Genomic DNA, 23,029 nt, shown 5'->3' with positions numbered 1-23,029 from the left:
GTTTAGCTGAGTTTTTCGGTAACAATCTGTCCATCCTTCATATAAACGATCCTTTTGGAAAAACTGGCATCATGGGAAGAGTGGGTCACCATGACGATCGTCGTCCCGCCCTCGTTGAGCTCGCACAGGATGTCCATCACCTCATTGCCGTTGGAGCTGTCCAGGTTACCCGTGGGTTCGTCCGCTAAGATGAGGTTAGGCCTGTTGATCAGGGCCCGGCCCACCGCTACACGTTGCTGCTGGCCGCCGGACAGCTGCTGGGGAAAATGGCCGCTGCGATGGGAAAGGTTCATCCGCTGCAACATGGCGGCGACCCTGGTCTTCCGTTCCGGGGCGGCTACACCGGCGTAAATCAGCGGCAGTTCGACATTTTCATACACCGTCAACTCATCGATGAGGTTGAAGCTTTGGAAGACAAACCCGATGTTGTGTTTGCGGAACCTTGACCGTTCCCTTTCCCCAAGACCAAGGAGTTCCGTCCCGTTAAACACATAGCTGCCTTCTTCGGGCTGGTCGAGGAGACCCAGGACGTTCAGCAGGGTACTTTTGCCACAACCCGAGGGGCCCATGATGCTTACAAACTCCCCGGGGGCGACGGAAAACGATACGCCTTGCAGGGCCGTGGTTTCTACTTCTTCGGTGCGGTAGATCTTGGTCAGTTGCTGGATGGAGATCATGAATGTTGTTACTCCAGAGGACATGCCTCAAATTTTTATCGGCCGTATTTGCCTGATAGTCAACGTATGTTTTTGGATGGGGAAAATAAATTGTTCATTACCGGACAGTTTTTTTGTTCAAAATCGGACATTTACTTATGAAAAAGCTCCCCGCCGGCATCCTGATCGTGGACGACGACCTTGACATCCTCGTGTCCGCCCGTATTTTCCTGAAACAGCACTTTCAGCAGGTCAGCATCTGCCAGGACCCCAAAGAGCTGCACGGGATCATCTCTCAGGGCGAGACCGACATCATCATGCTGGACATGAACTACCGCAAGGGGACCAACGACGGCAAGGAAGGTCTTTACTGGTTGAAGTTTCTCCAGGAGACCGATCCCACCCTTATCGTTGTACTGATGACGGCTTACGGGGACGTGGAGCTGGCGGTGGAAAGCCTGAAGTCAGGGGCCACGGATTTCATCCTCAAACCGTGGAACAACGAGAAATTATTGGCGACGCTGAGCGCCGCCTGGAAGCTTCGATCCGCCTCGAAAAAACTGCAAAAGGCCGAACAGGTCCAGGAAAGCCTTCAAAACGACCTCCTGGGACCGCCCACCCCTTTGTCCAACGGGCATAACGTGGCCATGTCGGAAGTCATGAACACCATCCGCAAGGCGGCGCCCACGGACGCCAACTTCCTGATCCTTGGGGAAAACGGGACCGGGAAACAGGTTACGGCCATGGAAATCCACCGGCTTTCCGTCCGCGCCAGGGAAGTTTTTATACACGTGGACCTCGGCGCCCTTCACGCCAACCTTTTTGAAAGCGAGCTTTTCGGACACGCCAAGGGCGCCTTTACCGACGCAAGGGAAGACAAGCCCGGCCGTTTCGAGCTGGCCGAAGGCGGCACCCTTTTCCTGGACGAAATCGGGAACCTCCCCCTGCACCTCCAGTCCAAGCTCCTCCACGCCCTTCAAAACCGGACCATCAGCCGCGTCGGCGAAAACCGCATGCGCCAGGTCAACATACGGCTGATCTGCGCCACCAATATGCCGCTGTACGAAATGGTGCGGGAGGGGACGTTCCGGGAAGACTTACTTTTCCGGATCAACACCGTGGAGCTCACCCTGCCGCCCCTCCGGGAAAGAACGGAAGACATCCAGGCCCTGGCCGACCAGTTCCTCCGCCAGTTCAACACCAAGTACCGCAAGACCTTGGGTCTCCGCAAAGACGCACGGGACGCGCTGTTGCGCTACCCCTGGCCGGGCAATATCCGGGAGCTCCAGCACGTCATCGAACGCGCCGTCATCATGGCCGAAGGAGAAGAGATCCAGGAAAGCGATCTACATTTGTCCAGCCGCAAGGCGGAAGTTCCCGCTGCCACAGGTCCGGCTGCTGCGATGGACCTCTCCAGCATGGAACAACAGCTCATCAAATCAGCGCTCGAAAAGCACAAGGGCAACATCAGCAAGGCTGCGTCCGAGCTGGGTTTGACCCGGGCCGCTTTGTACAGGCGCATGGAAAAATTCGGACTATAACCTCATGGAAGACATCCTCGGCCTGCTCAGGCACCACTTCGGATATACCGGGTTCCGGCACAACCAGCAGGACATCATCGAACACATCCTTTCCGGAAAGGATACCGTGGCCCTGATGCCGACCGGGGGCGGGAAGTCTTTGTGTTACCAAATCCCTGCGCTCGCGCTGGACGGGGTGGCCGTGGTGGTGTCTCCCCTTATCGCCCTGATGAAGGATCAGGTCGACGCGCTCCGGCAGTATGATATACCGTCGGCGTATTTGAATTCTTCTCTTTCCGCCTATGAGCAGCGCCTGGTTTTCGATCAGCTCCGTGCCGGTTCCTTAAAGCTTTTGTATGTGGCCCCCGAACGCCTTGTTGGGGAGGGCGCTTTCCTGGATGTGCTCGCCGGTCTTCGGGTCTCCCTTTTTGCCATCGACGAAGCGCATTGCATCAGCCAGTGGGGACACGATTTCCGGCCGGAATACCTGGCGCTGGGTCAGCTCAAACAGCGTTTTCCACAGGTCCCGCTGGTAGCCCTCACCGCCACCGCCGATGCCCGGACAAAGACGGACATCATAAGCGGTCTCGGGCTGACGGACTACCGGCTTTTTGAGAACTCCTTTAACCGGCCCAACATCCACTATAAGGTCCTTCCCAAAAAGAATTACCTCCCCCAGCTTTTGTCCTATCTGTCCGCACACCAGGAAGACGCCGGGATCATCTATTGTCTGTCCCGGGCGGGGACCGAAGAGCTCGCCACGACGCTGACGACTTCGGGTTTTCCGGCCGCGGCTTATCATGCGGGACTTGATTCATCTATTCGTGCTTCGCGCCAGAACGCCTTTCTCCGGGACGAGACCCGTATCATCGTCGCCACCGTGGCCTTTGGAATGGGCATCAATAAGAGCAACGTCCGTTTTGTCGTCCACGCCGACCTCCCCAAAAACCTCGAAGGCTATTACCAGGAAACCGGTCGGGCCGGCCGGGATGGCCTTCCCAGCGAAGCGGTGCTGTTTTACAGCGCCGGGGACGTCGTCAAGCTCCGGCGCATGATCCAGGTAGAGGGGAACGAAGCCCAGACAAAGATCCTCGACGACAAGCTCCGGAAAATGGCGGACTACTGCGAAACCCAGGGCTGCCGCCGCCAGTTCCTCCTGGCCTATTTCGGCGAATCCTTTACCGCCCCCTGCGACAGCTGCGATGTCTGCCAGGACAACCGGCCCCGGGTCGACGCCACCGAACTCGCCCAAAAGGCCCTCAGCGCCGTCTCCCGTTTGCAGGAGCGGTTTGGGTTTGGCTACGTGATCGACTTTCTCCGGGGGAGCAGCACTACGCGAGCGGTGCACCAGACGCTGCGGACCTACGGCGTCGGGAAAGACCTTTCCAAGGAGGCCTGGAGAAAGGTGTTGAAGGAGCTTATCCAACAGGGCTACTTACGGCAAACCGAGGGAGAGTACCCGGTGCTGGTGTTGACGCCGGAGAGCGATAGGGTGTTGCGGGGGAAGGTGACGGTGATGATGGCGGAGGCGCTAGCGCCCGAGAGCGCCGCTGGCGCGGGGCGCACGGGCGACCGCGGCACAACCGGGCACGGCGGAGCGCGCGGGCGCAGCGCGGCCTGGGCCGGCTCACCTGAGGGCGGGGACCCGTCGGTCCCCGACGTGGGCGAGCCCCCCGACCGCGACGAAGACCTCTTCCAGGAACTCCGCAAGCTCCGCCGCGAGTTCGCCCAGGCGGAAAACATGCCCCCGTATATCATCTTTTCGGACACCACCCTCAACGAACTGGCCACCTTCTTTCCACAGACGCCCCAGGACCTGGAGCGCATCAATGGTTTTGGGGCGGTGAAGCTCCGCAAGTACGGCGAGGCCTTTCTCCAGTGCGTGGTGGACTATTGCGCGTCAACGGGAACACAGGGCCGGATGTATCTGAAGCCTAGAAAAGGCTAGCCTGTTGGGCACCGCCGTTACCGCCGGTGTATTGCGGCCGGGGAAGGTCCAGCCCGCAAACGGCGTTGAGCTTGTCCACGAGGTATAAGGTCAACTCCGGGACCGCCGTCTCGTCGGGCATGTGCGCAAACAAAAATAATTCCTCCAGCCCGCTATCGAGCCACTGACGGAGGCGTTCCGCCCAGGCGTCGATCCGGACAAAGTCCGTGGGGTGCAGGCTGTTCGCCACGAAGCGTATAAATGCCTTAGGTACAGTCAGTTGCATGTGCGCGACGTCTCTCCTGCCGGCGGCATCGGTGAGTACCAGGCCGATTTGCATTTCTCGCAGACGGTGAAAAAGGTCTTCCCTTTCGGCTTTGTCCGAAAACCAGGCGGGGTGCCGGACTTCCAAAAAGAAAGAGAGATCGGTGGGCAGGGACCCGAGATAGTCCAACAACACGGCCTTACGGGCGGGCGTGTATTGATCGCTTACCTGGAGAAATATCGGGCCCAAGTGTTCGCCGAACGTTCTAACCCCGTCTAAAAAGGCTGCCGTCAGGTCTTCTATTCCCTTGAAATCGCTGTAGTGGCTGATCCGCTGCGGGAACTTCGGGCAGAAACGGAAAGCGCGGCCGCGGACCTTGTCCACCCAGCGTTGTATGTCCGCAGGGCTGTAAATTTTGTAGTGGGTGGCGTTTAGCTCTACGGCGTTGTACAACGTTGCATATTGCGCCAGGAAGCCCGCGTCTTTGGTTCCGGGCGCAAAGAGCTTTCCGATCCATTCTTTCCGGCCCCAGGAGGTGCAGCCCACATATACCTTTCCCGGCACGCCTGTCTTTTGCAATACGGCATCGCCTGACCCTGGCGGAAGCGAGAAGTCGACTTTATCCAGTTTGTCGGTGGGGACCTTGCCGAATTCCATAACGGCTACCGGGTTTTGTACGTGGTCATCATCGCCGAGGCGGGAGAGGGGTGACCGGTATCCCAGTCTGCCTTACACTTGACGATATACACGCCCAGGTCCGCGTCCGTCGTTCCCTCCATAAACTCGTAGGAAGGCCGGTATTGTTTGATAAAATTGGGGATCTGGTCGTCGTTCAGGTTCGTCAGTTTTTTGATCAGGGGTTTGCTAAACCGGTGGTCGATGTATTTTTCGTGCTCTTCCCATTCGAAGAACTTCTGGTAACCCTTTTGGCGGTTGTTGTACCGGAAGCGGAAGGAATTGATCAGGTCGTCCAGGTCGAGACCCACCCCGGCGGAACCCGACTCGGGTCCGTTACTCGTTGTCGAGAGTCCGGGTTTGTGGTAATCGAAGATCTTTTCATACTCCCGCCGGTTTTGCAGGGAGTCTTCCCGGTAAGAATTTTTGGTAATATAGATCGGCGGCAGCTCGGGCGCGACCACATTCAGGGATATGTCAAAGGCCCAGGGGTTGGTCAGGTCGGATACCGCAAACCAGGGAGAACGCTTGCCGAGGTAGGAAAAATAAATCGAGTCCCTGTCGTTTACGATGATTTTGTATGTCCCGACCGAGTCCGTTACGGTTTGCGGCCCCGATTTGCTGACCACAGACACGGCGTTCAGGGGTATTTTTTGGGTAACGTCATATACGGTCCCTTTCACCATGGTTTGGGCCGTTCCCTTTTGGGTCATCAGCAAGCCCGACACCAGCAAAGCCAACACAAAAACGAACAAGCGGACAGGAGTTCTCAAGCAAAAATGATTAGGTTGTAAAATACGGAAATGGGGCGTTTTGCCGTTGTCCCCTTGAAAATTTTACTTATCTTTTGGATACACAAAACTTAAAACCGTTCTTATGGAACAACCTGCTTTTTCCTCTGCCGAAGAAAAATCCGCTTTTACGACCGAGCTCGAAAACCTTCTGGAAGAAACGGCCGCTCCCCCCGTCACGACCGGGATCCGTTTTGCCAATTTTATCATCGATTACCTGGTGTATGCGATGATTCTTTACATCATTCGTATGATCACCATCGGGGCACAAGATCAGGTTGCGCGTGTGGATTTCTCTTTCGGGTTTCAGTTTGGGCTTTCTTACCTGGGCAACCTGGGCATATACGCGCTGTACTACACCATTATGGAAGGCACCACTGGCCGGTCGATCGGAAAATTCTGTACCAATACGATAGTCGTAAAAGACACCGGGGCGAAGATCACCATGAAAGACGCATTGTTGCGGAGCCTAAGCCGGATCGTCCCCTTCGAGGTATTCACCGGTTTTGGTACGCCCTGGCACGACTCATGGACGCATACCACCGTTGTTTCCAACAAGAAGCGCTAGCCTTAACGGCCCATATAGACCATCAGGATCTGCACATCGCTGGGGGTCACCCCTGATATCCTGGACGCCTGTCCGAGGGTGCCCGGCCGGATCCGGCCAAACTTCTGCCGTGCTTCCGCCGATAGGGCGTGTACTTTGTCGTAGTTAAAGTTATCCGGGATCGGCAGGTCTTCCATCTGGCTCATCCGGTCGACCAGCTCTCTCTCTTTTTGTATATACACGTCGTATTTGAGCTGTATGTCGGCTTGCTCCAGGGTTTCTTCCGAAAAGCCACCAAAGACAGCGGCGACTTTGGGGACCTGGCGGAACAGATCCGGGAAGGTAATCCCCGGGCGGAGGAGGAGTTGCTGGACCCTTTGTTTTTGGGTCAGGGGTGCGGAATCCCTGGCTTCGAGGAATCCATTGACTTCTTCCGGTTCCAGGGTCAGCTCCGCCGTCATCGTCTTTACTTTTTCTACCCCTGCTTTTTTGTCCAACACCCGGTCCATCCGTTCCTGGCTGGCCAAACCCAGGCGATAGCTCAGCTCCGTCAGCCGAAGATCTGCATTGTCCTGGCGCAGGAGCGTCCTGAATTCCGCCCTGCTGGTAAACATGCGGTACGGTTCTTCGGTTCCCTTGCTGATCAGGTCGTCGATCAATACGCCGATATACGCTTCGCTTCGCTTTAGGATAAGGGGATCCTGCCCGGTGGCTTTGCGGTGGGCATTGATCCCGGCCATCAATCCCTGGCAGGCGGCTTCTTCGTACCCCGTCGTTCCATTGATCTGGCCTGCAAAGAAAAGATTCCCGATCAGCTTTGTCTCCAGGGAATACCGCAGCTGTGTGGGGGGGAAGTAGTCGTATTCGATCGCATACCCCGGACGGAACATGCGGCAGTTTTCAAAGCCTGGCACCATGCGCAAGGCCTCGAACTGTACCGACTCCGGCAGTGAGGTCGAAAAACCGTTTACATAGATCTCCACCGTATTCCACCCCTCCGGTTCGACAAACAGTTGGTGTCGTTCCCGCTCCGCAAAACGGTTGATCTTGTCCTCAATGCTCGGGCAATACCGGGGGCCAACCCCCTGGATACGCCCCTGGTACATAGGGGAACGGTCAAAACCCGTCTTTAGGACCTCGTGTACTTCCGGGCTGGTGTATGTAATCCAACAGCTCCGCTGCGCCTGGGGTTGTACACGCGGGGTAGGGAGGTAGGAAAACCCAACGACCTCGTCGTCTCCCTTTTGTTCGGTCATTTTGGAATAGTCCAGGCTACGTCCGTCGATCCGGGGTGGGGTCCCTGTCTTTAGCCGGTCGCTTTCAAACCCCAAAGACACCAGCTGCTCGGTGATCCCGGTGGCCGCCTTTTCCGCGACACGCCCGCCGCCGAATTGCTTTTCCCCAATATGAATAACCCCATTTAGAAATGTTCCGTTGGTGAGCACCACCGCCTTGGCCTTGATGTCATGCCCCAGACCCGTTTGAACCCCTTCCACCCGGCCGTCTTTTACAAGAAGGCCCTTGACCATATCCTGGTAGAAGTCCACATTCGGGGTTTGCTCCAGCATTTCCCGCCAAACCGCCGCAAACAACATTCGGTCATTCTGGGTCCTTGGGCTCCACATGGCCGGCCCCTTGGACCGGTTCAACATCCGGAACTGGATTGTGCTCCGGTCGCTGACGATCCCCGAATACCCCCCCATGGCGTCGATTTCCCGTACAATCTGGCCCTTGGCGATGCCGCCCATGGCCGGATTGCAACTCATTTGCGCGATGGTCTGCATATTCATCGTCACCAGAAGGACGCGGGAGCCCATATTCGCCGCGGCGGCGGCCGCCTCGCAACCGGCATGGCCGGCGCCTACCACAATTACATCATATTCGGGGAACATGGGGCAAAGGTACGAGATTACCCGGAGGGCGGGGCGCCTAACGCAGGACTCCCCCCAACGTTCCACGGAGAACAGTTTCAGCATGAAACATTTTTCCCGATCTTTAAGCAAAAAACAGAGGTATGAGCAGGAAAAAATGGACCGCAAAAACGGAGGTGACGGACTCCGTTCTGAAAGTCCGCGAGAAACGGAAGTGGCAGATTGCTTTAAGAAGGTACGTCCTTGAACAAAAATGGAGCGCCGCGTATGCCCCTTATTTCGGGTTGGATATCCAACGCTTCCGGGAATGGATCCACCTCCAGTTCGGGGAGGGTATGACCTGGAACAATTTCTCAGAGCGGTGGCAATTCGACCATATTGTCCCGGTGGCCTATTTCGACTTTGGGGTGGAGGAAGAGCTAAGGCTTTGCTGGAACTTTATCAATATACGGGTGCAGGCGCAGGGAGAACCAGAGCAGGTGGACATCCTCGGAGCGCGGACCCACTTCAGGAATCTCTATGAAAAGACGGGTTACCCCGTGTGCCAGGCCATGGCCCAAAAGCTGGAGGCCCTGGAACAAGCCCTACCGGGTCAAACGGGAAAACAGGAGGCCTTCCTGACCAGGAACCGGTCTTACCTTGATATGATTTCCGGCTTCTCAGAATACGAGTTCTCCCAGTTAAACGAGGGAATACCGATGACGGTTATCCTGGAAGGGCGAGACCTGGGGGCCCGGTTTGACAAAGCCGGAGGCGTGTCTGACGGGGCCAAAGGCGACGTTTCATCATGAAACTGTTCTACGTGGAACATCGGCAAGTCGCAGATTCTCATCCTCTTTTGCCCGCATCTGCTTTTGCTGGGCCGGGGTTTTGTCTTTGTATCCGCAAAGGTGCAGGGCTCCGTGGAAGATCACCCTTAGGAGCTCCTGCTGGAAAGGAACCGTGAGGTCGCGGGCGTTCTCCCGGACGCGATCGATGCTGATATAGATCTCCCCTTCAATGACCTCCGGGTCTTCCCCGAGCTCGAACGTAACAATGTCGGTGTAATAGTCATGTTTAAGAAAGTCCCGATTGATCTGAAGTAAATACGGATCGGAACAAAAGACGTATTGTAGCGACCGGAGGGTAAACCCCTCGCGTCGAAAGAGTTCCTGGAGGTGTTCCTTTAGGACTTTTCGGCCCTTTAAGGGGGAATGTATATCAGCGTCGGAAAAACGAATCATAATCAAACCAGGGATTTCCGTAATTCGTAAGTAAGAAGATTTATTACAAAGGTAGCTTTGCGTCGATAAAGGTTGAACATGTTGAAAAAACTCTCCCAGGTCCCTGTTGGACAGAAAGCAGTTATCCGCTCCTTCGAAAAAGACGATATCTTCCTAAAACTAATGGAAATGGGTTGTGTCCCGGGAGAATCTGTCACCATTGACCTGGTTGCCCCCCTGGGAGACCCGATCTCTATTTCCGTTGCCGGGTACAACCTGAGCCTCCGGCTGGAAGAGGCAGACATGATCTGGGTGGAAGTTTTACAGGATGAAGCTATCTTTAATCAATGAACGTTGGCCTCTACTTCGGTTCCTTCAATCCTATCCATACCGGTCACCTCATTATTGCACAACACTTCCTCAACCAAACACCGCTAAAACAAGTTTGGTTTGTCGTGACGCCGCAAAATCCGTTCAAGCCTTCTTCTTCCCTTCTCAACGAATACCACCGTCTTCACCTTGTCCGCCTGGGTATCGGGGACAATCCGGGGCTAAAGGTGTCCGATGCAGAATTTCATCTTCCAAAGCCATCTTATACCAGCGTTACGCTGGCCTATCTGGAAGAAAAATACCCCCAATATCAGTTCACGTTGCTGATGGGGTCCGATAGCTACCGGAACCTTCCAAACTGGCATAATGCGGCGTTCATCATGGAGAACTACCCCGTCTATGTGTACGAACGGCCGGGGTTCCCGCAACCGGAGCGAAGTGAGCATGTGGCAACCTTCTTAAAGGCGCCTTTCCTGGATCTTTCGGCCTCCCATATCCGCCAACTCCTGGCAGAGCACAAACCCATTACCTATCTGGTCCCCCTGGCGGTAGAGTCAGAAATAGAGAAAAATAACTATTACAGGTAGTAGCGCAGCTCGCAAAAGGGCGCGAAGGCGCGGTTACACCGGGACCACCAGCCCCAACAACAAACAAAGCGCCACTATATACGGCGACTTGATCTTCGTAAAGCTTAACAGGGCGAAGGTGCCGCCGATCACCAAAAGGTTGATGTAGCTGACGGTCCGGTTGTCCATAAGGGACACGTCCTTGAGCAGGTAGAAAAACGACGCGATCATGATCCCGACAACGCAAGCCTGAATTCCTTCGAGGGAACGGTATACGGCGGCGTATTTCTTCAGATTATGCCAGACAGGATAGAAAAATAAAACGAGTAAAAGACTGGGAAGGAAAATACCGACCACTCCAATGATACAACCCAGGATCTGCATGGCCGGCCCCCGGTTACGAAGTGCCATCCCCCCTGCGTAGGAACAAACGGAGAAGGTCGGGCCGGGGACACCCTGGACCATACCCGCACCGGTCAGAAGCTCTTCACCGGTCATGTAGTGGCTCTTATCCCGGACGACGAATTGCTCATACATCATCGGCACAAGGACCTGGCTCCCGCCAAAGACGATGCTGCCAAACCGGTAAAAGTTTTCAAAAAGGTTATACGCTCTCCGGTGTTCCCATTGCTGTTTCCGGGCAGTCTCCGAGACAAAACCGGCGGCGATAAATACGAGCAGAAAAAGCCAGATGTTAGACCAGCGGATTTTCTTCCGTTCATGGGGGATCTGGGGGATACGCCGGCTGGAAAAGTTGGTCACGACCCCGCTGAGGATGATCACAATCGGAAATATCCAGGGTGTTTTGAAAAAGGCATAGGTGAGGACAGCGGCCACCACCATGATCACCCGGGTGATGGTGTTTTTGATCGCGACCTTGAATACGCGGGTGGCGGCGTAGGCCAGAAACCCGACAGCCATGGCGTGCAGGAACTGGAAAATATTGCGGTGCATGGCCCTTGCGTCGACGTATTGGACAAGGAAGGAAAACACGCCCATAAACACACACGCGGGGAGCAACCATACGAGGAGCGTAATGATGGCGAGGGGAATGCCGCCACGTTTGTATCCAATGAGGGTCACTGTCTGTGAGGATGAGGCGCCGGGCAGCAATTGGCAAAATGCGCTGTATTCGAGCAACTCCTCTTCCGTTACGTCCCGGCGCTTTTTGACAAAGGTCTTGATCATCATCCCCATGTGCCCCTGGGGACCTCCGAATGCGGTGATGCTATACCAAAATACCGCCCGCAAAAAAGGACCATGTCTACCGAGCATAGCAACCGCGTTTTCAGATTTATTTTTTCAGACCGATCTCCCGGAGACGCTCGTCGAGGTATTCACCGGCGGTAACGTCGGGATATGCCTTCGCATGGGTGGCGTCTACGCAACCGGGCAAACAAGCCAGGGACATATCGCTTTTGGGGTGAAGGAAAAAAGGTATGGAAAACCTGGAGGTGTGCCATAATTCCCTGGGCGGATTGACGACGCGGTGTGTGGTGGACCGGAGTCGGTTATTGGTCAACCGTTGGAGCATATCGCCTACATTGACCACGATTTGGTCGGGCAGTGAGGTTACGGGCAGCCATTCGTCCTGACGCGTCAGGATCTGCAGCCCGTCAGCGGAAGCACCGACGAGGAGCGTAATCAAATTGATGTCTTCGTGTTGTTCCGCCCGTACGGCACTTTTGGGTTCCTGTGTGATGGGGGGATAGTGGATCGCCCGCAGGATGGAATTGCCGTTGTGCACAAACCCATCGAAATACCCCACGTCGAGACCCAGGTAAAGCGAAATAGCCCGCAACAGCGCGGTGCCTGATCCTTCAAAAGCCCTGTAGGCGTTATGAAAAGTTTGATCAAAACCAGGTACTTCCGGTACGAGTACGTTGGCGGGATAGTCATCAGACACTTTTTCCCCATCCTCCACTTCCTGTCCGTACTGATAAAACTCCTTTAGGTCGGGCGCATCAAAACCCTTGGCGTGTTCTTTCCCAAAGGAGGTGTAGCCACGCTGACCGGCCAGTGAGGGCATCTCATAGCTTCTTTTCCTGACGAGTGGAAGCGCAAAAAAATCCTGTACAACCCCGTACATCTTATCGATCAGGGGCTGCGGGATTCCATGATTTTTTACGGCCACAAAACCAACTTCCTCAAAAGCGCTGCCCAACTTTGCCACAAAGTCGGCTTTGTCTTTGGGACCACCGGATGTAAACTGTTGAAGATCAACGCTTGGTATATTCATGGTTGCTTATTAAAATTCACAATTGTTCGGCGTCCGGGGGAAGGCAATGACGTCCCGGATATTGCCCATGCCCGTGACGAATTGGACCATGCGCTCGAAACCAAGACCAAAACCGGCGTGGGGCACGGTTCCAAAACGCCTGGTGTCGAGGTACCAAGACAGTTCTTCGAGGGGCAGGTGGAGCTCTTCCATCCTTTCTACGAGCTTATCCAAACGCTCCTCCCTTTGCGACCCACCGACGATTTCCCCGATACCGGGCGCGAGGATGTCCATGGCGGCCACGGTTTTTCCGTCGTCGTTCTGGCGCATGTAAAATGCCTTGATCTCCTTCGGATAGTTGGTGACGATAACGGGCCGTTTGAAGTGTTTTTCGACCAAGTACCGCTCGTGCTCGCTTTGCATATCAATACCCCAGCTGACGTCGAATTTGAACTTCTTTTTCTTGTATGCAGGGGATTGGAGCAGAATGTCGATGGCCTGCGTATAGGTAATCCGCTCAAACGGATTGTCTACGACAAAATTCAGTTTTTCCAAAAGACCCATACCCGAACGCTCTGCTTCGGGTTTTGTCTTTTCTTCTTCCTCCAGGCGTTTGTCGAGGAATTGCAGGTCTTCCTCGTTGTGCTTCATGACATAGGAAATGATGTACCGGATAAATTCCTCGGCGAGATTCATGTTATCCTCTAGGTCGCAAAAGGCCATTTCCGGTTCAATCATCCAGAATTCCGCCAGGTGCCGGGCCGTGTTGGAGTTTTCCGCCCTAAACGTGGGTCCAAAGGTGTATATCTCACTGAACGCCATAGCGCCCAATTCCCCTTCCAGTTGCCCGCTGACCGTCAGGTTGGTGGGTTTTCCAAAAAAATCCTGTTTAAAATCCACCCGGCCGTCTTCGGTCAACGGCGGATTGGCGGCATCCAGTGTTGTAACACGGAAAAGCTCCCCGGCACCTTCCGCGTCTGAAGCGGTGATAATAGGGGTGTGCAAATACAAAAAACCCCGTTCGTTATAAAACTGGTGTACGGCAAAGGCCAGCGCATGCCGGACCCGGAATACGGCTCCGAACGTATTGGTTCTGAAGCGCAAATGGGCAATTTCCCTCAAAAATTCCAGGCTGTGGCGTTTGGGCTGCAGGGGATAAGCCGAGGCATCGCTGTCCCCAAAGATATCCACATGGTCCACCTTCAATTCTACCCGTTGTCCTTTGCCCTGGGAAGCCACCAGCTCCCCGGATACCTTGACACTCGCACCCGTTGTAATCCTGCGCAACAGCGCGGGGTCCTCCTTTTCAAACTCCAGGACAGCCTGAAGATTGGCATTACAAGACCCGTCGTTTATATCGATAAACCGGTTACTACGGAAATTTCTTACCCAACCCATCACGGTAATGAACGATCCTACAGGCGCCAAAACCAGCGCGTCCTTGATTTTTATTCGCTTTTGTAACATAAAGAAAGCAAACCTAAAACAAAGCGCCCAAAAGCCCAATAATTCGTTAAGTGTGGAAAAATTTTTTTGTTTTCGCCGTTTTATATGTAAAATTGCAACTTAGAAAGCTCACTCACCCCGTGCTTTTTTTCACATTCCGATCAGGTTCATTTCTCAAATCTTTTTTTAACCCCCACTTTTCTCCCCCCACGGATAGTGGAGTTACACAACCGTAGTAAATATTTCAATGCACTTTTGTTTATGTATGACATTCTTCAACTGAACGACATGCTCGTTCCTGAGTTGCACGACATTGCGGACCAGCTAAATATCCCCGGCACTAAGAAACTGGACAAACAAGAACTCATCTATAAAATACTGGATAAGCAGGCAGTAATCGCCAGCGAAACCAAGCCCGAAGCGGGCGATAAAACCAAACGCAAACGCATCGTAAAAGCCACCACCGGCAATACCACCGAAGAGGCTATCGTCGAATCCAACGAACCCGAACCCGCCCCGAAAAAAGACCACAAAAAGGGCGCACGTAAAGATAAGGGCGCCACTGTTGCCCAAGCCGCTTCCCCCGCAGCACCCGTCGCCGCTGCTGCCGCAGCCGCCGCCGCAGAAGCGGGCAAACGGGGCCGTAAACCCGGTAAAAAGAAAGAAGAGGCACAAACCCAACTGGCCCTCGAAGAAACCGCCGCCGCCCCGGCCCCCGAGCGTACTGAACGCAATGAACGCGGACACCGTGAAGGACAGGAAGAGCGCAACCGCGAGGAAAAAGGAGACAGGGCGCACCGCGAAGGACGTTCCAACAGGGACGATCGCTCCGGTCGAGAGGACCGCGGCAACAGAGAGGGCCGCGACGAGCGCGGCAACCGCGAAGATCGCGCAAGCCGCGATGAGCGCGGCAATAGAGAAGGCCGCGAAGACCGCAACCGCGACAAGGGCGAAAACGGCCAGACGCCGGATACCACGCGTCTGCAAAACGACATGCTGAGCCTCGTGGAAGAATCGGACCCTTCCAACCTCGAAGACGCTTCTTCACCCGTCACCCCGCGGCAGTATCCTCAACGCAGGGACACGAATTTCAACATCGAATTCGACGGCGTCGTAGAAGGCGAAGGCGTTCTGGAAATGATGCCCGACGGCTATGGCTTTTTACGATCCAGCGATTACAACTACTTGAGTTCTCCCGACGATATATACGTTTCCCCTTCGCAGATCAAACTGTTTGGTCTCAAAACAGGGGATACGGTCAATGGGACCGTACGTCCTCCGAAAGAAGGCGAGAAATACTTCGCTCTTTTAAAAGTGGAAACGATCAACGGCAAAACCCCGGAAGAAGTCAGGGACCGTGTTCCTTTCGACTACCTGACGCCGTTGTTCCCGTTCGAAAAGCTCAACCTGTCAAACGGCAGCTCCAATTATTCGACGCGTTTAATTGACCTCTTTACGCCGATCGGTAAGGGCCAGCGCGGCTTAATCGTGGCCCAGCCAAAGGTCGGTAAGACGATGCTCCTCAAAGAAGTGGCCAACGCCATCGCAAAGAACCACCCCGAGTGTTACCTGATCGTCCTTCTCATCGACGAACGTCCTGAAGAAGTTACCGATATGGAACGGAGCGTACGCGCCGAAGTCGTTGCTTCTACTTTCGATGAACCCGCCGAAAAACACGTAAAGGTCTCCACCATCATTCTTCAAAAAGCAAAACGTCTTGTAGAGTGCGGTCACGACGTCGTGATCCTGCTGGACTCCCTGACGAGGCTCGCCCGCGCCCACAATACCGTGGCACCCGCGTCCGGTAAAGTACTCAGCGGTGGTGTGGAAGCCAACGCGATGCAAAAGCCCAAACAATTCTTTGGCGCCGCGCGTAAGATCGAAAACGGTGGTTCGCTGACCATCCTTGCAACGGCCCTGGTCGATACCGGATCCAAAATGGACGAAGTTATCTTCGAAGAATTCAAGGGTACCGGTAACATGGAATTGGCACTCGACCGCCGCCTGGCCAACAAGCGCATCTTCCCCGCCATGGACCTCAACGCTTCCTCTACGCGCCGCGAAGACCTCCTCCTCGACCGCGACGTACTGCAACGGATGTACATTCTCCGCAAGTACCTCTCCGACATGAACGCCGAAGAGTCCATGAACGAACTTCTTAAGCGCATGAAGGGCACGAAAGACAACGAAGAGTTCCTCGCGTCCATGAACAGCTAAGTCTCGTTTTATACCATATTTTCAAAGAGCGGTCCCTTCGATCGCTCTTTTTTTTCACTTCCACTAATTGGTATCTCGGACCCTGGTTCCTCGAACCGAAACCCGGTCGCCTTGCCGGCAGAAGGGTATGTCTTTTTTCCACTTTTCCGTAGGGTTTAAACACTCATTGAATGCCTCATCCCTACGGAAAAGTGGAAAAAAGACATACCCTTCTGCCTTAAACGCGGTCGGATCTGTGGTCGGGGAACACAACTCGGCTGGATCTAGGGCCGGGGAGGGCAAAGGTTCGTGTCGAAGAGCTTTAAAATCCGTTTGTACTCATCGGTCCAACTGCTGGGTTCTACGAACCCGTGGTCTTCCATGGGGAAGACGGCGAGTTCCCAATTGTCTTTGCCCAATTCGATCAGGCGTTGTACCAGACGGACGTCGTCCTGGAAGTGGACGTTTTCGTCGACCATGCCGTGACACAGTAGTAGATGGTCCTGGAAGCCGGAGGCGAAAAAGATAGGGGAGGACCTGCGGTAGGCGATACTGTCTGTGTAGGGCTCGTTAAGTATGGCGGCGGTGTAGCCGTGGTTGTAGTGGGCCCAGTCGGTGACGGGGCGTAGGGCGGCGCCGGCTTTAAAGACGCCTGGTTTTGTAAATAACGCCATGAGGGTCATAAAACCGCCGTAGCTGCCGCCGTACATACCGATCCTGGTGGAGTCGACGCCCAGCTCGCGTACGAGGTAGTGGGCGGCATCCACTTCGTCGTCGAGGTCTTTTCCACCCATGTGGCGGTAAATCCCGGTCCTCCAGTCCCTTCCATACCCCGAGCTGGCGCGGTAGTCGATGTCCAGTACGGTGTATCCTTTATCCGCCAGGAGGTTGTTGAACATGTATTCCCTGAAATAAGAACTCCATCCATAGTGCACATTTTGGAGGTATCCCGCTCCGTGTACAAAAATGACGGCGGCCCCGTTCTTTTTGCCGGGTGCGGGGTCATAGATCCGGGCGTATATATTTTTGCCGTCCCGGGCGGGGATGGTAAAGATCCGGGTGTCACGCCAGGGATAGGCGCTGAACTCGGTGCTCATGGATTTGCAGGTGATCTTTACAGGACTTTTTCCAGGCGCGTTTTCCTGTAGATAAAGTTCCCAGGGTTTATTGATATAGCTGTAGAGATAGGCGATCCAGTGTTGGTCCGGGGACAGGGTCACCTCGTATTCACCCGTCATGCCGGTGATCTTTTCCGCCGAACCACCGGTAACGGCGAGGCGGTACCAATTTTGTTTACCGGGGTGTTCCTCGTTGGTTTGGATAAAGAAGTATTTTTTGTCGTTGCTCAGGACGGCGCGCTGGACTTCATAGTTTCCGCTGGTCAATGCTTTGGCGGTATGGCTATGCAGGTCAAACGCATACAAGTGGGAATAACCGGTTGCTTCGCTGTGGTACCAACAGGTGTGGTCGTCGATCCAGCCTACGGAAGCCCTGGCGAGCCAGCCAATGCCGGGGCCTCCGATCCAGGCTTCGTCCCGCTGATGATCCAACGACTGTATCGTTCCATGGGCAGGATCCAGTGCGACGATCCAGCGATCTTTGAAGTCCTGGGTGCGAATATCTATGATCGCCTGTGTGCCGCTCTCATTCCAATAAGGCCCTTCAAAGATAACGGAGCGGTGAAGGTGACGGGGAGCATAGTCTTTCAAATATTCCGGTTCGTCCGTGAAACCGGGCAGGCTATCCGCCTTTACCTCCATAACGGTGTCCCGCTCCCGGTCGTATACGAAAAACGTATACCGGCCCTGGGGTTCACCGACTTTTGTCCGGCCAGGTATATCCGTTGTAAAACCACTTTCGGTAACATAATTGGGGACGATGGTCGCCTTACCCGCCGGGGTAGGGGCCTCGTATAACGAGTAGGTGACAAACCGTCCATCCGGGGACAGCGTCTGTCCGCGAACGGTTTTTTCGCCGGTGTTGATCACCTTCAGCGTATCCGGATTCTTTTCCGCTTTCAAATAAGCATCCCTTGCCTCGCGTTTGTCGTGGCGTTCTTTGACGACTTGCATCCATTCCAGTTGCTCGCGAATGAGCCATTGCTCCTGGGGGTCACCAGCAACGGCAGCACCGCCTGTCCCTCTACGAGGTCCCCGGGCCGCAGGTGCCACCTCCCCTCCGTGTGCAAAATTGGTCAATTGCAGGAGCTCACCCGCCACACGGTCCCATGCGAAAAGGTTTTCCCCGCTCCTGTAGACAATCCAGCCGTCGTGATGTGCAAAAGCCGGGGCAAATTCGGCCTCCGCGGTATGTGTGAGCCGATGGATCCGGCCGTCTTTTATGTCCATGAGGAAAATATCCCCTTCATAGCTGTATACCAGCTCCGTCCTGGCAACGTTGTAACTGCCCTCAGATTGAGCCTGGAGTAATCCAGCCTGAAGAAACGGGATCTTGACGGGCACACGGGCAGGTAAAGCGATGCCAAAGAGCGAATCCGACGCTGCCCCGTCCGGATTCCAGTCGAAAAGAACCTGTTTACCATCGGGGGACCAGAACACACCGGAAGGGGACGTCCCGATCCATTTGGGGTCCCGCATGATCTTTTGAACGGTGAGTTCCTGTGCCCGGGCGGCCACGAAAGTAAAGAGCCCCAGGCAGAGAAGGACTATTTTTCCCATGTCTTCGATTTGTCATAAATCTAACAAATCGACTGCATAAGCACTTACCACCTATCCTTTTACGCCCGGTGGAATGAGCTTGTCGATCGCAGCAGCGAGGTCCCTGTCCTTTGCCGTCACGACGTTGCCCGCACTGTGGGTGCTCAGACGGATTTCTACCGTGTTATACGTATTTGTCCAGCTGGGGTGATGATCCCTTTTTTCTGCTTCGAGGGCGACCCGTGTCATAAAGGCAAACGCTTCGGAGAAATTGGAAAACGTCAGGGTCCTGCGAAGGCTATTGTCGGTTTCCGTCCACATATTTAGAAGATTAAGTGTTGCTTGTTCCGGATGGACGCCGTAGCCAATTCCATCACCAGTTGTACGCCTCCTATCTTGCGGATCTCCTGTTGCAGGCTCGTCCATTCGGCTTCCCTGATGTCGTCTCCCTTTGCCAGCCAAAGAAAATCCAGGTGCTTAAATTCAGGCAACAGGTATTCTCCGTCGAACTGGTTGTTGTAGAGATAGTGTCTTAGGGAACCTATGGGCTCTGCATATTCGAATATGGCAAAGAAATAATTCCTGTCCTTTTTACTCAACTGTATTTCCAGGTCATTGTTGACCCTGAAGTCCAGGCGCAGTGCGTGGTTGAGCTGCCAGCAAAACTGGTAGTCCTTTACGGGCGCGACGATCCCCAGAAGGCGGGCGTCGTCAAAAAAGTCGGACGCCATCTGGCTGATGTCAAGCTTGAACTTCATTTTTTCTCTACCGATGCAAGGCTGTTGAAGATATACCGTAGTGCAAGGGCTTCTCCGTCGTAACCCGGTGCCCCCGGTTTGCCGGTACTAAAAACGATAACACCGGGTATGCCCAGCGTGTCACCGGGGACATCCTGATAGACCACCCGTAAATAGGTTTCCCTCGCCCCTGAAAATGCTTTTTTCCAAATGTCCCTTCCCCTCCACACCCTTACGGTCAATTCCGGCTGACCGGGATCCGGGCTGGCCAACCCATCGACGTCGACGACATAGTCCACTTTCTCCTTTTGCAGACCGGGGTGGTTTGCAAAATAAGCGTTCATCGCCTCCTCCTGCCGCCCGCCGGTATAGGCAAGGACGAGGTAGTTGTGCTTTCTCCAGCCGGCGTGTTTCACCAGGCGGGCGAGTGCCAACAGCGCTGCAGCACCGGCGGTCGTGTCATAGGCCGCCTCCAGGACAACGGTTTTGTCCGCGCCATTATCCACATACGCCTCGACATTGTAAAGGTTATAGGCCTTTTCATCGGTCGCCACGGTAAGGTCTACGTCGACATAGGCGGTCGGATCTTTAAAGACTTTTGCGCTTAGCCGTTTATTGATATACACTACGGGCAGGACATAGCTGCTGTGTTTATCTTTCGCGTCAAACCGGAACCCGTCAGGTAAGGAAGAAGAATTGTACAATAAAAGAGCCGTGGCCCCCCTGGCCTTTGCTTCCGACGCCTTTGCCATCAGGATCTTATGTATGTCAAAGGCAGGATCGCCTTTTCCGCCTTCAAGGTCGTATCGAAGGTCATAAATCCAAGGCAACCCTTTCTCATTCAAAGAGATACCTGTACTTCCCCCGGTATGGGTGTCCGGAGAGCCCACCAGGGGGAAAAAATCCGTACCCGGCACGGCGGTCTTCCCATCGAGGCTTAGCGAACAACGGGAAGCAATCTCCCTCCCCTCGTCGATGTGTACCACCTGTAAAAAGCCACCAGCATCGCCGTTTGCTGTCAAACCGGACCTGGCCAGCTCGGTGGACATAAAGGTGCAGGCGGGGGGTGTTTTATCTTCCAAACCCGAGTCGGGCCGGAGGTTTTGTCCATATAAAGACAGTTCGGTCGCAATGTCCCTGTCCGCCCTTTTTAACTTTTGGGCGAACCCCGGGCAGGAGAGGAGGCAAGCGCCCCAGAAGATTATATTCTTCATCCTGGAGGATCTTTTCATTGGACCATGCAATATTTGTGCAAATGTAGAAATTCCTGATTGCGGAAATTGGAAAGACGGCTTTTGAGTTAATTTTGCGCGTGATCAATATAGCACTCGTAGGAAACCCCAACAGCGGCAAAAGCTCCCTTTTTAACGCCCTTACCGGTCTCCAACAAAAGGTGGGGAACTTCCCCGGGGTCACCGTGGATAAAAAAACGGGGACGTCAACCATAGGCGAACACCTCACCGCCAACATCATAGACTTGCCGGGTACCTATAGTCTCTATCCCAAACGTGCGGACGAGTGGGTAACCTATGAAGTATTGATGAACCCGGACCCCTCCACCCGGCCCGAATTGGTCGTCCTGATCGCCGACGCCAGCAACCTGAAAAGGAACCTTCTTTTTTGCTCCCAAATCATAGACCTCAAGATCCCGCTGGTCATCGGGCTCTCCATGATGGACATCGCCCGTAAAAAGGGGATAGAAATCGACATACCCGGTCTGGAAAGGGACCTGGGGGTCCCCGTCATCCCGATCAACCCCCGCAAGGAAAAGGGCCTCGACAAGCTCCGCAAAGCCATCGAGCAAACGGCCAGGCATCAATACCGGGCGCCGTCCAGGGACTTTATTGCCAATGCCGAGCTGGCGTCCGCACCCATTGCCGAACTGAAACATCAGTTCCCCTCGATCAGCGATTATACCGCCATCCACTACCTGATCAACTACGCCCATATCGACCTGGAGCCCTCTCTAAGGACGGCCGTCGAGTCCGTCCGGACCCAAACACCCTTTAACACCACCAAGGTCCAGGCCGAGGAAATCATGCAGCGCTATGCCCGTATCAAACAGGTCATGGCCAATAGCGTGGTCGAAACGGATCCCCTTCAAAAGGCATTGTTCACCGAACACCTGGATAAGATCCTCCTACACAAACGCTGGGGCTATGTCATTCTGCTGGCGGTCTTATTTCTGCTTTTCCAAAGTATATTCTGGATTGCCCAATACCCGATGGACGCCATCCAGTGGGGTTTTGCCCAACTCACCGGGTGGCTGGGCAATCTTCTGCCCGTTTCCTGGTGGAGCGACCTTTTACTCAACGGCATTCTGGCCGGTCTGAGCGGCATCATGGTCTTTGTCCCGCAAATCATGATCCTTTTTGGCCTGATTACTCTTTTGGAAGATACGGGGTACATGGCCCGCATCAGTTTTCTTACGGACAAACTGATGAGAAAGGTGGGTATGAACGGCAAAAGCGTTATGCCATTGATCAGCGGGTTTGCCTGCGCGGTACCCGCCATCATGAGCACCCGTAACATCGAAAACCGGAAGGAACGGCTGCTCACCATCCTGGTAACCCCCCTGATGAGCTGTTCCGCCCGTTTACCGGTGTATACCATCCTCATCGCCCTGGTCATCCCCCGGCACTATTTACTGGGCTTCCTGAGCCTCCAGGGCCTCGTTATGATGGGTCTTTACCTGCTGGGCGTCGTCTTTGCCCTGACCGTCTCCTTCGTCTTCAAACGCCTCATCAAGATCCGCGAGCGCAGCTTTTTTATCCTCGAACTCCCGGTATACCGCGCACCCCGGTGGAAAAACATGTTTATGACCATGTGGGAAAAGGCGAGGATATTCCTAAAGGACGCCGGCCAGGTGATCATGGTCATATCCCTGATCCTTTGGGCGCTCAGCTCTCTCGGACCCGGTTCCGGCATGGCGCGCATAAAAGACCATTATGCCGCCCTTGAAAAAACGGATACCGCACACGTGGATGACTACGAAAAAAGCAAGAAATCCGACCTCCTCGCCGCCTCCTATGCCGGCCGGCTTGGCAAAGCCATAGAACCCGTCATCCGGCCCCTGGGTTTCGACTGGAAGATCGGGATCGCCTTGATCACGTCTTTTGCCGCCCGGGAGGTATTCGTGGGCACGATGGCTACCCTGTACAGCGTTGGGGAAGACAATTCGGAAAACCAGCTGACCCTCCAGGAAAAAATGGACCAGGCCCGAAAAGAAAACGGTCAAAAAGTCTATACCCTGGGAACGGGTTTGTCCCTCATGATCTTTTACGTCCTTGCCATGCAGTGCATGAGCACGCTGGCCGTCGTCAAAAGGGAGACACGGAGTTGGAAATGGCCCCTCTTCCAGTTCGTTTACATGACTGGTTTGGCGTATTTCATGAGCTTTATCGCCTTCCAGATTTTCGGGTAAG

Annotated in this window: 20 protein-coding genes; 8 read left to right on the top strand and 12 right to left on the bottom strand. The window is 54.5% G+C overall.

Features of this window, described 5'->3' with window-relative positions; genetic code table 11:
* Positions 1–2: 2 nt before the first annotated feature.
* Positions 3–677, bottom strand: coding sequence for an ABC transporter ATP-binding protein (locus EDB95_RS03550; RefSeq protein ID WP_133995062.1), 675 nt, complete (start codon positions 675–677; stop codon positions 3–5).
* Positions 678–814: 137 nt separating this feature from the next.
* Here EDB95_RS03550 and EDB95_RS03545 point away from each other — a divergent pair, with 137 nt between their 5' ends.
* Together EDB95_RS03545 and recQ are read left to right on the top strand one after the other, a co-directional pair.
* Entirely contained in the window at positions 815–2,197 is a 1,383-nt protein-coding gene (locus EDB95_RS03545) for a sigma-54-dependent transcriptional regulator (RefSeq protein WP_133990645.1), read from the top strand.
* Between the two features lie 4 nt (positions 2,198–2,201).
* Positions 2,202–4,124, top strand: a complete 1,923-nt coding sequence (gene recQ, locus EDB95_RS03540) for a DNA helicase RecQ (protein ID WP_133990643.1) — start codon at positions 2,202–2,204, stop codon at positions 4,122–4,124.
* On the opposite strand, the gene EDB95_RS03535 is transcribed toward recQ, so the two are convergent.
* Positions 4,111–5,025 carry a DUF72 domain-containing protein gene (locus EDB95_RS03535; protein WP_133990641.1) on the bottom strand — a complete coding sequence of 305 codons (915 nt, stop codon included), beginning with the start codon at positions 5,023–5,025 and terminating at the stop codon, positions 4,111–4,113. The two genes, recQ and EDB95_RS03535, sit on opposite strands and share 14 nt — an antisense overlap.
* A 5-nt stretch (positions 5,026–5,030) precedes the next feature.
* Positions 5,031–5,816, bottom strand: coding sequence for a hypothetical protein (locus EDB95_RS03530; protein WP_133990639.1), 786 nt, complete (start codon positions 5,814–5,816; stop codon positions 5,031–5,033).
* Positions 5,817–5,919: 103 nt separating this feature from the next.
* Between EDB95_RS03530 and EDB95_RS03525 the strand changes: the two genes are divergently transcribed.
* On the top strand, positions 5,920–6,402 hold the full coding sequence (locus EDB95_RS03525) for an RDD family protein (protein ID WP_133990637.1): 483 nt from the start codon (positions 5,920–5,922) through the stop codon (positions 6,400–6,402).
* Between the two features lie 2 nt (positions 6,403–6,404).
* Here the strand turns inward: EDB95_RS03525 and mnmG are convergent, their stop codons facing one another.
* The gene (gene mnmG, locus EDB95_RS03520; protein ID WP_133990635.1) at positions 6,405–8,273 is read right to left on the bottom strand and encodes a tRNA uridine-5-carboxymethylaminomethyl(34) synthesis enzyme MnmG; all 1,869 of its coding nucleotides are present in this window, start codon (positions 8,271–8,273) and stop codon (positions 6,405–6,407) included.
* A gap of 122 nt (positions 8,274–8,395) precedes the next feature.
* Between mnmG and EDB95_RS03515 the strand changes: the two genes are divergently transcribed.
* The gene (locus EDB95_RS03515; protein ID WP_133990633.1) at positions 8,396–9,043 is read left to right on the top strand and encodes a hypothetical protein; all 648 of its coding nucleotides are present in this window, start codon (positions 8,396–8,398) and stop codon (positions 9,041–9,043) included.
* On the opposite strand, the gene ybeY is transcribed toward EDB95_RS03515, so the two are convergent.
* Complete coding sequence (ybeY, locus tag EDB95_RS03510) at positions 9,038–9,475, bottom strand: rRNA maturation RNase YbeY (protein ID WP_133990631.1); 438 nt, start codon at positions 9,473–9,475, stop codon at positions 9,038–9,040. The two genes, EDB95_RS03515 and ybeY, sit on opposite strands and share 6 nt — an antisense overlap.
* 78 nt (positions 9,476–9,553) lie before the next feature.
* Between ybeY and EDB95_RS03505 the strand changes: the two genes are divergently transcribed.
* On the top strand, positions 9,554–9,805 hold the full coding sequence (locus EDB95_RS03505; protein WP_133990629.1) for a FeoA family protein: 252 nt from the start codon (positions 9,554–9,556) through the stop codon (positions 9,803–9,805).
* Positions 9,802–10,371, top strand: coding sequence for a nicotinate (nicotinamide) nucleotide adenylyltransferase (gene nadD, locus EDB95_RS03500; RefSeq protein WP_133990627.1), 570 nt, complete (start codon positions 9,802–9,804; stop codon positions 10,369–10,371). Before EDB95_RS03505 ends, nadD begins: the two co-directional genes overlap by 4 nt.
* 33 nt (positions 10,372–10,404) lie before the next feature.
* Here nadD and chrA read toward each other — a convergent pair whose 3' ends face one another.
* From chrA to asnS, 3 genes are read right to left on the bottom strand one after another with little or no spacing between them, the layout of a single operon-like run.
* Positions 10,405–11,625 (bottom strand): chromate efflux transporter, encoded by a 1,221-nt coding sequence (chrA, locus tag EDB95_RS03495; RefSeq protein WP_133990625.1) that lies wholly within the window; start codon positions 11,623–11,625, stop codon positions 10,405–10,407.
* A 19-nt stretch (positions 11,626–11,644) separates the two neighbouring features.
* Positions 11,645–12,589 (bottom strand): isopenicillin N synthase family dioxygenase, encoded by a 945-nt coding sequence (locus EDB95_RS03490; protein WP_133990623.1) that lies wholly within the window; start codon positions 12,587–12,589, stop codon positions 11,645–11,647.
* 9 nt (positions 12,590–12,598) lie between these two features.
* Complete coding sequence (asnS, locus tag EDB95_RS03485; RefSeq protein WP_133990621.1) at positions 12,599–14,035, bottom strand: asparagine--tRNA ligase; 1,437 nt, start codon at positions 14,033–14,035, stop codon at positions 12,599–12,601.
* 240 nt (positions 14,036–14,275) lie between these two features.
* On the opposite strand from asnS, the gene rho reads away from it, so the two are divergent.
* Positions 14,276–16,231 carry a transcription termination factor Rho gene (rho, locus tag EDB95_RS03480; RefSeq protein ID WP_133990619.1) on the top strand — a complete coding sequence of 652 codons (1,956 nt, stop codon included), beginning with the start codon at positions 14,276–14,278 and terminating at the stop codon, positions 16,229–16,231.
* A gap of 263 nt (positions 16,232–16,494) precedes the next feature.
* On the opposite strand, the gene EDB95_RS03475 is transcribed toward rho, so the two are convergent.
* From EDB95_RS03475 to EDB95_RS03460, 4 genes are read right to left on the bottom strand one after another with little or no spacing between them, the layout of a single operon-like run.
* The gene (locus EDB95_RS03475) at positions 16,495–18,888 is read right to left on the bottom strand and encodes a S9 family peptidase (protein ID WP_133990617.1); all 2,394 of its coding nucleotides are present in this window, start codon (positions 18,886–18,888) and stop codon (positions 16,495–16,497) included.
* Positions 18,889–18,939: 51 nt separating this feature from the next.
* Entirely contained in the window at positions 18,940–19,188 is a 249-nt protein-coding gene (locus tag EDB95_RS03470) for a 4a-hydroxytetrahydrobiopterin dehydratase (protein WP_246073495.1), read from the bottom strand.
* 2 nt (positions 19,189–19,190) lie between these two features.
* A complete protein-coding gene (locus EDB95_RS03465; protein WP_133990613.1) occupies positions 19,191–19,625 on the bottom strand; it encodes an IPExxxVDY family protein in 435 nt (144 codons plus the stop codon).
* A complete protein-coding gene (locus EDB95_RS03460; RefSeq protein ID WP_133990611.1) occupies positions 19,622–20,818 on the bottom strand; it encodes a hypothetical protein in 1,197 nt (398 codons plus the stop codon). Before EDB95_RS03460 ends, EDB95_RS03465 begins: the two co-directional genes overlap by 4 nt.
* A gap of 98 nt (positions 20,819–20,916) precedes the next feature.
* On the opposite strand from EDB95_RS03460, the gene feoB reads away from it, so the two are divergent.
* A complete protein-coding gene (gene feoB, locus EDB95_RS03455) occupies positions 20,917–23,028 on the top strand; it encodes a ferrous iron transport protein B (RefSeq protein ID WP_246073494.1) in 2,112 nt (703 codons plus the stop codon).
* Position 23,029 lies beyond the last annotated feature (1 nt).

The organism is Dinghuibacter silviterrae (assembly GCF_004366355.1).
Taxonomy (GTDB): Bacteria; Bacteroidota; Bacteroidia; order Chitinophagales; family Chitinophagaceae; genus Dinghuibacter; species Dinghuibacter silviterrae.
The sequence above is the reverse complement of the archived record's forward strand: the minus strand, read 5'-3'. Positions and strand labels throughout refer to the sequence as shown.